At 40.3% G+C, this 13,451-nt stretch carries 11 protein-coding genes; 8 read left to right on the forward strand and 3 right to left on the reverse strand.

The genetic code is table 11. The annotated features are described in order from the left end of the window. Position 1: 1 nt before the first annotated feature. Positions 2 to 3,961, forward strand: coding sequence for a PAS domain S-box protein (locus HZB59_05780; protein ID MBI5020927.1), 3,960 nt, complete (start codon positions 2 to 4; stop codon positions 3,959 to 3,961). Here the strand turns inward: HZB59_05780 and HZB59_05785 are convergent. Continuing rightward, positions 3,958 to 4,497: an RNA methyltransferase gene (locus HZB59_05785; GenBank protein MBI5020928.1), complete on the reverse strand. Its 540-nt coding sequence runs from the start codon at positions 4,495 to 4,497 to the stop codon at positions 3,958 to 3,960. The two genes, HZB59_05780 and HZB59_05785, sit on opposite strands and share 4 nt — an antisense overlap. 85 nt (positions 4,498 to 4,582) lie before the next feature. Between HZB59_05785 and HZB59_05790 the strand changes: the two genes are divergently transcribed. The 7 genes from HZB59_05790 (at position 4,583) to HZB59_05820 (ending at position 11,912) form a co-directional block, all read left to right on the forward strand. Beyond that, positions 4,583 to 5,257 (forward strand): (d)CMP kinase, encoded by a 675-nt coding sequence (locus HZB59_05790; protein ID MBI5020929.1) that lies wholly within the window; start codon positions 4,583 to 4,585, stop codon positions 5,255 to 5,257. Between the two features lies 1 nt (position 5,258). Then, positions 5,259 to 6,173 carry a 4-hydroxy-3-methylbut-2-enyl diphosphate reductase gene (locus HZB59_05795; GenBank protein ID MBI5020930.1) on the forward strand — a complete coding sequence of 305 codons (915 nt, stop codon included), beginning with the start codon at positions 5,259 to 5,261 and terminating at the stop codon, positions 6,171 to 6,173. 135 nt (positions 6,174 to 6,308) lie between these two features. After that, the gene (gene rpsA, locus HZB59_05800; protein MBI5020931.1) at positions 6,309 to 8,156 is read left to right on the forward strand and encodes a 30S ribosomal protein S1; all 1,848 of its coding nucleotides are present in this window, start codon (positions 6,309 to 6,311) and stop codon (positions 8,154 to 8,156) included. A gap of 64 nt (positions 8,157 to 8,220) precedes the next feature. Beyond that, positions 8,221 to 9,516, forward strand: a complete 1,296-nt coding sequence (mtaB, locus tag HZB59_05805) for a tRNA (N(6)-L-threonylcarbamoyladenosine(37)-C(2))-methylthiotransferase MtaB (protein MBI5020932.1) — start codon at positions 8,221 to 8,223, stop codon at positions 9,514 to 9,516. A gap of 71 nt (positions 9,517 to 9,587) precedes the next feature. Next, positions 9,588 to 10,304: a hypothetical protein gene (locus HZB59_05810; protein ID MBI5020933.1), complete on the forward strand. Its 717-nt coding sequence runs from the start codon at positions 9,588 to 9,590 to the stop codon at positions 10,302 to 10,304. Positions 10,305 to 10,346: 42 nt separating this feature from the next. Then, the gene (gene truA / locus HZB59_05815) at positions 10,347 to 11,075 is read left to right on the forward strand and encodes a tRNA pseudouridine(38-40) synthase TruA (protein ID MBI5020934.1); all 729 of its coding nucleotides are present in this window, start codon (positions 10,347 to 10,349) and stop codon (positions 11,073 to 11,075) included. 21 nt (positions 11,076 to 11,096) lie between these two features. Further along, positions 11,097 to 11,912, forward strand: a complete 816-nt coding sequence (locus HZB59_05820; protein ID MBI5020935.1) for a M48 family metalloprotease — start codon at positions 11,097 to 11,099, stop codon at positions 11,910 to 11,912. A gap of 24 nt (positions 11,913 to 11,936) precedes the next feature. On the opposite strand, the gene HZB59_05825 is transcribed toward HZB59_05820, so the two are convergent. Further along, positions 11,937 to 12,554, reverse strand: a complete 618-nt coding sequence (locus tag HZB59_05825; GenBank protein ID MBI5020936.1) for a hypothetical protein — start codon at positions 12,552 to 12,554, stop codon at positions 11,937 to 11,939. A 51-nt stretch (positions 12,555 to 12,605) separates the two neighbouring features. Next, positions 12,606 to 13,439 (reverse strand): 4Fe-4S binding protein, encoded by an 834-nt coding sequence (locus HZB59_05830; GenBank protein MBI5020937.1) that lies wholly within the window; start codon positions 13,437 to 13,439, stop codon positions 12,606 to 12,608. Between the last annotated feature and the right edge of the window lie 12 nt (positions 13,440 to 13,451).

The following is a 13,451-nucleotide window of genomic DNA, read 5'->3' on the forward strand; positions in this document are numbered from 1 at the left end:
AGTGAAATCAAAAAACGATGAAAATAGAAACCATCTTTTAAGTTTAATTTTTGATTCAATCAGTGATTTAATTTCAATTATCGATATTAATGGAAAAAGAATTTCGGTAAACCGTTCGCTTCAGCTTCTGCTTGGCAAAGAGAAGATGATTGATGGAAGTTCATTCTTAACGGAAGTGCATCCGGATGATAAGAATACGGTTGAAAAAGCGTTTAAAAATATCTTAAAAACAAAAAAACAAATTCATGTTACATATCGGATTATACTTTCGAAAAATAATATCCGTAATCTTGATACGATATTAACACCGGTAAATTCGAGGGATGGTGAACTTGAAAAAATTATTTCCATATCAAGGGATGTCACCGAGAAATATGAATCGGATAATCAAATACGACTTCTTGCACACGCAGTCAGTTGTACGAAAGATTCATTTATCCTGACCGATTTAAAAAATAATCTCCTCTTCGTTAATCCGGCAACATCCAAGATGTATGGTTACACCGATGATGAATTGATAGGGAAGAATATCGATCTTATAATATCACCCAAGAACCGCAGTAGTATTACAGATGAGATAGATCGATCCACATTCAACGGTGGATGGAATGGAGAATTGATTCATCGACGAAAAGACGGAACCGAACTTCCGGTTGAAATGTGGACTTCGGTGGTTCCGGACGATAAGGGAAATGTTGTAGCAATCGAATGGATATCGCGTGACATAACCAAACGAAGTGATGTACAGGAGCAACTAAGAGAAACAGCGGCGCGATTGCAATTGATGATGGATAATTTGAATATTCTTGCATTCGAATTGGATTCTGAAGGCAAGTTTATACTCTCACGGGGAAGAGGCTTAAATCAAATCAATCTCCGACCGGATGAACTTCTCGGGAAATCAGCTTATGAGCTGTATCAGAATAACATTGAGTTGAAAACTATGCTTGATAAAGCTCTCGCCGGCGAGAATGTACAAGTTGATCTTGAGTTAGGAGGATACATTTGGAATACGAACTTATTGCCTCTGAAAGATAAGAATGAAAAAGTTATTAAGATATTCGGAACTGCGATCGATGTTACCGCCCGGAAGACCGCCGAGGATGCCCTGCGGAGCGAATCGGAACTATTACACTCATTGATGGATACAATACCTGATACCATTTATTTTAAGGATACTGAATCCCGGTTCACTAGGATTAATAAAGCCCAAGCAGAAGTACTCGGATTAGTCAACGTTGAAGATGCGATTGGAAAAACCGATGCGGATTATTTCATCGAGGAGCACGCTGCGATTACAAGGAAGGATGAAATATCGGTAATAAGAGATGGAAAAAAGACATTAGGCAAACTTGAAAAAATTATTTTAAAATCCGGCAAACTTCATTGGTTTACAACATCGAAAGTGCCTTTACGCGATAAAACAGGGAAAATCATCGGGCTCGTTGGAAGTTCTCGTGATATAACGAACCTTAAACAAGCGGAAGATATCGAACTTGCTTTATACAGAATAGCGGAAGAAGCGCATTCATCACGTGATCTCAACAATTTATTTTCAACAGTTCACGCCATTATCGGTGATTTGATGTACGCGAATAATTTTTTCATTGCCTTGTATGATGCTGAACATGATAAACTCAGCTTTCCTTACTGGGTAGATGAAATAGATACACCACCGAATGAAGGTACTGCCGGCAGAGGATTGACCGCATATGTATTGCGTCATGGTAAATCGCTTCTCTGCGATCAAAAGTTATCCGATGAATTGGAAAGTCAAGGCGAAGCGGAACTTGTAGGAGTTCCCTCCCCAATTTGGCTCGGTGTGCCGCTGATAGTCGAGGGTAAAACGATTGGAGCCATGGTTGTTCAGCATTATTCCGATCCTACTGTGTACACAGAGCGAGAATTACACATACTCGAATTTGTATCAAGTCAGGTTGCAAAATCAATCGAACGTAAGCAGGCACAAACCGCTCTAAAAGAGAGCGAAGATCGGTATCGTGCGTTCGTAACTCAAAGCACTGAAGGAATCTGGAGATACGAATCGACCGAGCCGATAAGTATAAAACTTACGCCTAGTGAGCAGGTAAATTTATTTTTGAAAACTGCCTTTATAGCCGAGTGTAACGACGCGATGGCTCAGATGTACGGTTTTTTGAAATCTGAAGAATTTATTGGAACAAAATTAAGCAATATGCTAGATCCGACTGATACTAGAAATACCGACATGCTGAAGTTATTTATCGAATGCGGATATCGGTTGACCGGTGCCGAGTCGAGAGAAATCGATAAATTTGGCAACGCGAAAATATTCTTGAATAATTTCGTCGGAGTTGTTGAAAACGGATTATTTAAAGGTGTATGGGGCACGCAAACTGATATTTCGGAACGACGACATGCCGAAGAACTTATAATCCACTCAGAAGAAAAATACCGTACTTTGTTTGAAGAATCCCAAGATGCGATATTGCTGACAACTCCTGATGGGACATTGCTCGATATTAATCAGGCTGGTATTGATTTATTCGGCTATTCTTCGCGTGACGAGATGCTTAAGTTAAAAGATGCAGATATACTTTATTTTAATCCGGATGACCGTGATTTATTCATCGGGCGTTTGGAACAGTATAAATTTGTGAAAGATTTGGAAGTCACAATCCGGCGGAAAGACGGAGAGAAAAGATTCGTTCTTGAAAATGCTTCCGCTGTTTTCAATAATGAAGGAAATGTAACTGCCTACCGATCATTCCTCCGAGATATAACCGAGAGAAAATATCTTGAAGATCAACTACGGCAAGCACAAAAAATGGAAAGTATCGGGACGTTAGCGGGTGGAATCGCCCATGATTTTAATAATATTCTTGGGATTATTCTCGGATATACATCGCTTCTTCAAAAAGGGACAACTGATCAGCAGCGTGTTTCGCAGAATCTCGAGACAATTAAACGAGCGGTTCAGCGCGGTGCCGATCTTGTTCGCCAATTGTTAACATTCGCTCACAAAGGAGAACCCGAATTATCTTCGGTTAATATAAACGATATCGTAACCGAACTTGTTAAGATATTGAATCAAACATTTCCCAAGACGATAAGAATTGAAAGCAAATTATATCATCAACCTCCGTTTGTAATCGCAGATTCGAGTCAACTGCATTTAGCATTACTCAATCTGTGCGTCAATGCCCGCGATGCGATGTTAGAGAACGAGCGAGGAATCGGCGATGAAGGCGTATTGATTCTTCGTACCGACGTTGTTGCTCTGGAAAATATTATTCAGAAATATCCGAAAGCCAAAGCGAAACATTATATAAGTATCAGCGTGACGGATAATGGAATTGGAATGGATGATGAAACACGAAATAGAATTTTTGAACCATTCTTCACGACTAAAGAACTTGGAAAAGGAACCGGACTTGGTTTGGCAGTAGTATATGGCGTAATCAATAGCCACCAGGGAATTGTTGAGGTGGAAAGTACTAAAGGTGTTGGTACTACATTTACGTTATATATTCCGGCAGTCGAATCTGAAATCAACGACAACAATCAGCCAACATCCGAAGAACCAATTACACCTATGGGTAACGAAACAATATTAATAGTTGAAGACGAAGAAATGTTAGCGATTCTTTTATCATCGATTATATCAGACCAGGGATATAACGTCCTGATCGCTAAAGATGGGCAAGAGGGGATACAAATTTATAAGGATAATTTGGGAAAAATAGACCTGGTTGTTTCGGATATGGGACTGCCGAAGCTGGGGGGATACGAGATGTTTATGAAAATGAAAGAAGTTGATGAGAATGTTACCGCGATCCTCGCGAGCGGTTACTTCGACTTGAACTTGAAGAAAGAATTATTATCCGCCGGCGCAAAAGATTTCATACAGAAACCGTATGTGCCTGAATTAATTCTCGAACGCATCAGAGAAGTGTTGGATGAAAAAAAGAAAAAAAATTAAGGATTAGATTTTAATACCGATACACAACCGAAAATTGTAATACCAAACGCCACTGCAGCGTTCAACGATTGTTTCATGCCGTACATCGGAATTTCTATTGCCATATCGGCGTTCTCGATGATCTCGCGGGAAATGCCCGTTATCTCATTACCGACCACAATGCAGAGCGGAAACTCTGAACCATCCAACTTATAATAAGGACGGCTGTGTGTAGTATGTTCTAGTACACAAATTTTTATTCCCATCTCTTTAATAATGTTAACTGCCTCCAATGGTGATTGGAAATATTCCCAAGGAACCGATTCGGTTGCCCCGAGTGCAGTTTTATCAATTTCCTTCCGCGGTGGCGATGGTGTGTATCCGGTTAAAAATAATTTTGCGCAGCGGGCACCATCAGCAGATCGAAACATGGAACCGACGTTATATAAACTTCTGATGTTATCAAGCAGTCCATAAATCGGAAACCTTTCTGAGTTTTGCAATTCCGCAATAGTGTATCTCTTTTTTGAAATTTCCTTGTGGTCTAATTTTCTCATGATAGAATATAATAATTTTTACAGAATTGATTCAATCATCAAAATTTTGTATATTTTCAAGCCGTTTAACCCTCAAATTGCGTAAATTTTGAAGAAATTAGTAATTGCCATCGATGGTCCTGCTGCTTCCGGCAAAAGTACTACTTCCAAGTTAGTCGCTGAACGATTAGGTTATCTTTACATAGATACAGGTGCAATGTATCGTGCAATCACTTGGAAAGTTATTCGGAATAAAATTAATCCGGAAGAGACAGACAGAATAGGAGAATTGGCAGAGCGAACAAGTGTCCGCTTGGAAAAAGCCAATGATAGTATAAAAGTATTTCTCGATGGGGAGGATGTATCGAAAATTATTCGAACGCAGGCAGTAACACAATCAGTGAGCGCGGTTAGTGCGCTTGAAAAAGTTCGAACTGTTATGGTTCGTGAGCAAAGAAAGATCGGCGAGCATGGTGGTGTCGTGGTTGATGGAAGGGATATCGGTACGGTTGTTTTTCCGAACGCTGACGTAAAAATATTTATGATTGCGAATGTTAATGAGCGTGCTCGTAGACGGCAAAAAGAATTAGAGCAAGCAGGTGTTAAAGTTGATTTAAGTGAGCTTGCTGAGGAAATCGAAGTGCGTGATAGAAAAGATTCCGGAAGAGAGATAAGTCCATTGCGCAAAGCTGATGACGCAATCACACTCGATACTACGGTTATGACGATTGATGATCAGGTTGATTTTATTGTTAAGAAAGTTATTGAGAAATTAGGATAAGATGAAGGTGACAGTTGACGAAAGCGCCGGTTTTTGTTGGGGCGTTATCAGAACGATAGACATTGCAGAGACAGAATTGAAATCATCGAGGAATGGTAAAAACCTTTACGTTCTCGGAGATATAATACATAATCCGATGGAGATTGAGCGGCTGAAGAAAGAAGGATTGCAAACGATCACCCACGACCAATTGCAAAATCTTCGCGGTGAAAAAGTTTTTATCAGGGCACACGGTGAACCGCCATCGACATTCGATACCGCGAAACAATTAGGAATCGATATTGTTGATGCCACTTGTCCCGTTGTGCGAAAAGTGCAAGAGAGAATCCGCAAGTTTTACGAAAGCGGATATCAGGTTGTAATTTACGGTAAAATCGATCATGCTGAAGTGATCGGATTGGTTGGGCAGACAAACGGTGAAGCAATTGTGATAAAATCTCTCGAAGAGATTGATAAAGTTGACATGAATAAGAAAACCGTTTTATTCTCTCAAACGACTATGGATAAGCAAACATTTTATCGTTTGAAAGAAGAATTTCAGAATAAGATCAAAGAATTGGTAGTTGATTCATTCGAACAACAAGCCATCGAGTTTCACGCTAAAGATACGATTTGCGGACAGGTTTTCGGAAGAGATAAAAAACTTCAGGAGTTTGCAAAGAAGAACGACATAATGATTTTTGTTGCCGGAAAAAGCAGTTCAAACGGTAAAGTCTTGTATAATATTTGCAAAGACGCGAATCCGAGAACTTATTTCGTAGAAAACGAACATCAGGTTTTACCGGATTGGTTCGATGGAATCGAATCTGTGGGTATAAGCGGTGCGACATCCACCCCGCAGTGGGTTATGCAACAAGTCAAACAAGAAATTGAAAAACGGTTTTGTGAAGTCAAAACAAAACAAACAGCATTATAATTAAGTCATCATTAAACAACTAAATAATAACCTTCAAAATCAATTTCACACATGAAACAGTTAGATGACTACTGTTCGGTGCGGGATATTTTGAGCAGTCTAATAAATGGTAGTAGTAACATTTTAGGAGATTGAATGGCAGAAGAGCAGAAGGACACCATCCTTCAACAAAAAACAACCGACGTTAGTAAAACGTCATTTCAAGCATCACCCGTTAGCTCGGGTGGGAGTAATTTTAATTTCGCGAGCGTGGAAGAGCGCGAATATACCGAGCAGGAGTACAAAGACCTTTCGAAGTTGTACGACCGCACATTTAGCAATATTCAGGAATCACAGATCGTTAAAGGAAAGATCGTTGCAATCACAGATGACAGCGTTGCGATCGATATCGGATTCAAATCCGAAGGATTAGTTCCGATAGAAGAATTTCCGAACATTGACGAATTAAGTCCGGGCGATGAAATTGAAGTGTATTTAGAAAGTGTGGAAAACAAGGATGGTCAGCTTGTGCTTTCTCGTAAACGCGCTGATTTCATGCGGACATGGGAGCGCGTTGTCGATGCGTTCAATAAAAGCGAAATATTACAAGGTAAAATCACTCGTCGTATCAAAGGCGGTTTAGTTGTCGACCTTATGGGTTTGGATGCGTTCCTACCCGGTTCACAAATCGATATTAAACCGGTGCGCGATTTTGACCAGTTCATCGGAAAGATGATGGAATTTAAGATCGCCAAAATTAATCACCCGAATGAAAATGTTGTTGTTAGTCATAAAGTTCTCATCGAAGCTGAGATGCATGAACAACGCAGCGCAATTTTGGGCAGTCTCGAAAAAGGTCAAGTCCTTGAAGGTACAGCGAAAGCGATCACTGATTTCGGTGTATTCGTTGACCTCGGCGGTGTTGATGGTTTGATTCATATTACCGATTTATCATGGGGACGCATCAACCATCCATCTGAAGTGGTTAAGTTAGATCAGACCATCACTGTGGTGGTCATCGATTTCGACGAAGCGAAGAAACGTATTTCTCTCGGATTGAAACAACTTCAACCACATCCGTGGGAAAAGATAGATGAAAAATATCCGGTCGGCACAAAAGTTACCGGTAAAGTTGTTTCACTCGCCGACTACGGTGCGTTTATCGAAGTTGAAAAAGGAATCGAGGGCTTAATTCATATATCCGAAATGAGCTGGACTCAACATATCAAACATCCGTCCCAGATGGTTTCGATGGGGCAGATGATTGAAGCTATCATATTGAGCCTCGATAAGGAAAATAAAAAAATATCGCTCGGTATGAAACAACTCGAACCAGATCCATGGTTAACACTCTTGCAAAAATATCCGATCGATTCAAAACATATCGGAACGGTCAGAAATCTAACCAACTTCGGTGTGTTTGTAGAGTTGGAAGAAGGTGTTGATGGTTTAGTGCATATCAGCGATCTATCATGGACAAAGAAAATCCGCCACCCCGGTGAAGTAGTGAAGAAGGGCGAAAAATTGGAAGTGATTATCCTTGGTATTGATGTTGAACAACGTCGTATTTCTCTCGGGCATAAACAAGTGAATGAGAATCCGTGGGATACTTTCGGTGAGTTATATAAGGTCGGTATAGAATCATCAGGTAAAATTGTTCGTTTGATTGAGAAAGGTGTCATTGTGGAATTGCCGCAAGGCGTAGACGGCTTCGTGCCGATCTCACAACTATCAATGACTCCCCTTAAAAATATTGCAGATGCATTTAAGGTGAACGATGAATTACCGCTTCGTGTTCTTGAATTCGATAAAGAGAGCAAAAAAATTGTGCTTTCCGCCGTCGAGTATCTGAAACACAAAGAACAAAAAACAATCGATGAATATACTCAGAAACACAAGCTACCCCCGATGACTCTTAAAGAGGTTGCCGAGATGCCGATGAAACCGATCGAAGCACCTCCTGAAGAATTCACCGGACTACCTACATCCGATTTCATGAATTAATATCGTTGATTGAAGGAATAAAACAGAGAGTTGTCTTTTTAGGCAACTCTTTGTATTTTAAATCATGATGAAGGTCGCATTTCATACACTCGGTTGCAAACTGAACTTCGCAGAAACGTCAACTCTCGGGAAACAATTCGTTGAAAGAGGATTTGAAACAGTAGCTGCCGGTCAACCTGCCGATGTTGTTGTGTTGAATACCTGCACAGTTACAGAAAGAGCCGATAGGGAATGCCGGCAAATAATCCGCAGGGCATTGAGGCAATCGCCAGATGCATTCATTATTGTTACAGGATGTTACGCCCAGCTGCAACCCCATGAAATATCGGCTATTGAAGGTGTTGATTTAGTTTTAGGTTCTCAGGAGAAATTTGATCTGTTCAAATACACCAACGGACTGAAAAAGAAATCGGTTCCGCAGATTTTTGTCTCGTGTATAGATGAGGCAGATAAATTCCATCCAGCTTTTTCAAGTGAGATCGGTGGCAGGACCCGGGCATTTCTTAAAGTACAAGACGGATGTGATTATACTTGTGCTTTTTGTACAATTCCGCTGGCGCGCGGAGCAAGTCGAAGCGCTACTGAAACCGAAATCATCGAACAAGCGAAAAAAATCGTTCAGGATGGTTTTAAAGAAATTGTACTGACCGGAGTCAATGTAGGCGATTATGGCAAGAAGATTGAAACAAATTTCATAAATCTGCTGAAGGGATTGGAGCGGATAGCAGGACTTGAAAGAATCAGGATAAGTTCGATCGAACCGAACCTGCTTACGCGTGAGATGGTTGATTTTATGCTTGCTTCCCAAAAATTTTGCAATCATTTCCATATTCCATTGCAAAGCGGTAGTGAAAATATTCTGAAGAAGATGCGCCGAAGATATTTACCACAAGATTACCGATCGATTGTTGAATATATCAGCGCAAAAGATTTAAGCGCGGGAATCGGAGTTGATGTTATTGTCGGATTCCCTGGTGAATCGGATCAATTGTTCGAAGAAACATATAAATTCATTGTTGATTTGCCGGTTTCGTATCTTCATGTATTCACATATTCCGAAAGACCTGACACAGACGCACTCACCTTCGCGGATCCGGTGAATCATCAAATCAGGCATGAGCGAAATGAACGGTTACGGATTTTAAGTCAAAAGAAGCGCCGGAATTTTTACTCTTCCTTCATAGGAAAATCTTTGCCGGTCCTTTTTGAAGGAAAGATGCAAGCGAATAAAATTACAGGTTTGACCACAAATTACATTCGTGTAGAGACAACAGGGGACGATAGTATGGTAAATAATATCGAAAATATAACAATCACCCGTATCGATAATGAAATCTGTTTCGGAGAAAGGGATAAATAAATATCAACAGTGCTACTTATTCAATCAAAATAATCAAATGTTCAAAGCATATTACCATAACTGAGGTCTGTATGAAATTTATCGCTGTTCTTTTATTTATCACCACCGGCTTATCCGCGCAACCAGCACAGTTTATTTATCAACCTAAAAATGTTGAGCGTCCGATTCAGATATTACCGCCGGTTTCAACCGCCGATGGTGGAGAGAAAAGCGTATTCCTCGCGGGGTTGTACTCTTTTTTGTTGCCGGGGATGGGCGATCTATACCTTGGAAATTATTCTACCGGAAAATATTTCACCGCTGCTGAAGGAGCACTCTGGATAACCTTGATCGGTTTTGACAGCTACGGTACATGGGTACGGAACGATGCTCGCGATTACGCTGTTCAGCATGCAGGTATATCGATTGTTGGACAGGACGATCAATATTTTGTTGACATCGGTGATTATCAGAGTGTGAAAGATTACAATACCGATATGTTAAGAAAACGCGATATTGTCAAGCTTTATGATGAGCGTTATCCTGTCGGTTGGTACTGGGATTCCAAATCAAATCGTGAACATTACCGCGATTTGCGTGTGTCAAGCGATCAGGCATTCAATAATGTCAGTTTTGTAATAGCGGCGATAGGTATCAATCATCTTGTCAGCGCGGTGCATTCGGTGCTGAGCGCGCGGTCATTTAACAATAATCTTCAAGCTTCGAACCTGATAGATATTAACGCGAAAGTGATCGGAGGGATAAATAATCCGCAGGGGATTATGATATCTCTCTCAAAGAATTTTTAAAATGCATCCCATTTTATTCTTAGTCGAATAATGAGCGCGAAGATGCGAAACATAAAGCTCATTGTTGAATATGAAGGCACAAGCTACGTTGGTTGGCAGCGCCAACAAAACGGTAAAAGCGTTCAGGGGGAAATTGAATCGGTTCTTAATCGAATCCTCTGCGAGGAAGTGAACGTGATTGGCGCAGGTCGAACAGATGCCGGTGTTCATGCCCGCGGACAAACGGCGAATTTCAGAACTTCAATAAACCGTCCGTTGGATGAAATCAGAAATGGATTAAACGGTTTACTTCCAGAAGACATAGTTATTCATGAGATTGAAGAAGTACCGTTGGAATTTCACTCTCGGTACAGCGCGAAAGCACGTTATTATTCCTATTTGATTAGCCGTGAACCGACTGCTTTGCTGAGAAATATATCATGGCAGTTGAATTATAAATTGGATATCGGATTACTGGAAAAATCCGCAAACCGGCTTATAGGTGAACATGATTTTGAATCATTTTGCAAAGCGAACTCCGACGTAGACCATCATCGCTGTAATATTATCGAAACAGCGTGGAAGGTAGAAGGTGCACTACTTCGGTTTGACATCGCGGCGGATCGATTTTTACACGGCATGGTTCGCGCGTTGGTTGGGACGATGGTCGATGTTGCAAGGGGGCATGTTTCATTCGAATCATATCTATCGATATTTGAAAAGAAAGATCGTTCGGAAGCGGGAACTGCCGCGCCGGCAAAAGGGTTAACTCTTGAGAAGATTATTTATTAGATTTAAGTGAAAGGTAATATTATGATCAGTAAAAATTATAGAACAAAAATATACACTATCATCGCAACGATGATCTTGTTCGCGTTCAGTTGCGCTGTTAATATCTTCCCCGATGCTGAAGATATGAAACTTGGTAAGCAGGTTGATGAGGAAATCCGTAAAAACCCGAAAGAGTATCCGATTCTCACTGGACGCCCTGAGGTGAAGGAATACATCGCTTCAATCGGCAATAAAATTCTCGCCGCGCCCGCGATTCAAAAACGGGGAGTGTACGCATATCAGTATGAAATTATCGCGAATGACTCGGTGATAAATGCATTCTGTACACCCGGCGGATACATTTACGTTTACACCGGATTAATGAAATTCATTGATGATGAAGCAACGCTTGCCGGTGTGGTTGGCCATGAGATCGCGCATGCGGAATGCCGTCACGCAACCAAGCGGATGACGAAAACTTACGGCGCGCAAATTCTTCTCGGTTTGGTTTTAGGTGAAAAACCTTCGCAGGTCGCAGAGATTACCGCGAATCTTTTTACAGGTCTCGCTCTGCTTGCGAACAGCCGTTCAGATGAAACTGAAGCAGATGAATTCTCAATTAAATATCTTACAAGCACAAACTATTATCCCGGAGCCATAACTTCTTTCTTCAAAAAGATGCAGGGTAAAAGGGGAGGTAAAAGCGGTGGAACGCTTGAAAGATTTTTATCAACACACCCGCTTGATGAAGATAGAATAAAGCATGTGAATGATGTTTTAAGTAAGATGGGAAATCCAGTTCAAACTGAAGCGAATACTTTCAATGCGAAGTATCAGGAGTTTAAAAAGAAATTGTAAAAATAATATTATTATAGCTCCAATTTAATAAAGCCGATAACTAATTAAATAAGTTCTTCGATAAGGCTTATTATATAAATCAATATCCTCGACGATACCTATTCCTGGACAAAGAATTTCATACACATCATCTTTGAATGGATTGTTCTGAAACTTAACACAATTCCGAAAATATCCTCTGGGTAGAATGACGGGATTTTTCACTTTAGTTGCCCTTCTAGTGTTCCCCTTGCATCCATGAAGTACAATAAATTGTACAATCTCAGTATCAGTAGGTTTTAAATATTGCGGAGGCGGATAAAATCCTCCTTCTGTCCAGTTAGGATATAATATACTATCATTACTAATCGTGTATACAGCTTTTGGATTAATTGTATCACGGCTATCATATAACAGATACCAGCAACGATTTTGAAAGTATTCTGTATCTTTGATCGAGATATTATAATATTGTGTGAAAGTGCCTGAATCTGTGGTGAATATATCTTTATAGTACCAGCTATTTCCTATTGCCAGTGGAATCAGCGGATCATTACTATTATCTATCGGTATTGAATTAACAATCTGAGTTTGCTTCTCGCATCCGTTAAGAAGTGCAACAATTAAAAAAGCGATTGATGTAATTCTTAGATATTTGTTCATGGATAATTCCTCCAAATAATTTCTTATGTTATAAATTTATCTAGTCTCATATTACCAAATCAACGAAGCAACTGTATCATCTTTTCGCGATGTTAATTTAATTGCCTCATACGGACATTGCTCGCGGCATACGCCGCACCCGTAGCATTTACTTTTATCTATTACGCAAGTTTTGCTTTCTCCATTATAAGAGATTGCGGAGAATTGACATCTATCAGCGCAAGCCGTGCAGCCGTTGCATATATCTTGATAAATATCCGCAATATATTCAGATCTGAACATTACAGGTGCTTTCAGTCCTAGAGTCATCCGCATTGCAAGACAATATTGTTTATCGCAATTGCAGATTGCTCCGATGAAAGGAGTTTCAAATGTCCAAACGCTGTGTACCATTCCTTGCTTGTCTGTTTCTAAGATTGATTTGAGCGCTTCATCAAGTGATACTTTGTCCATTATCGAATTAGCTGGATTACCGAAATATTCTATATCGATACCATCGTACCAATCCGGTGGACCAAAGCTGACACCGAAACAAACGCGACTTTCTTTTTTCTCCTTTGCCCATGCGCAACCGCAGGCAATGCGTGTGATCGAATTCGCCATAGAAAATATTTTATTAACATCCTCAACAGGCAACACCTGACCAAAGTGCATCTCTTTCTGCTTCGTGGTTATATTATTTCTTATCTTCTGCGGCAACTCAAGTCTGCCGAAAAGCAGTTTCTCAAGCATCGATACTTCGCGGTTCCCTTTTCGAATCACCTCATCATAAAATGTTTCGATGAAATTATTCCGTTTTGCATCGCTGAGTAAATCTGTCGAGTAGTTCTTGGCATTTAAATACCAGACTTTACCTTCGCCGTGCTGAGTGCAGAATTCACACATAATTTAACAATT

Source organism: Ignavibacteriales bacterium (assembly GCA_016214905.1).
GTDB lineage: Bacteria > Bacteroidota > Ignavibacteria > UBA10030 > SZUA-254 > PNNN01.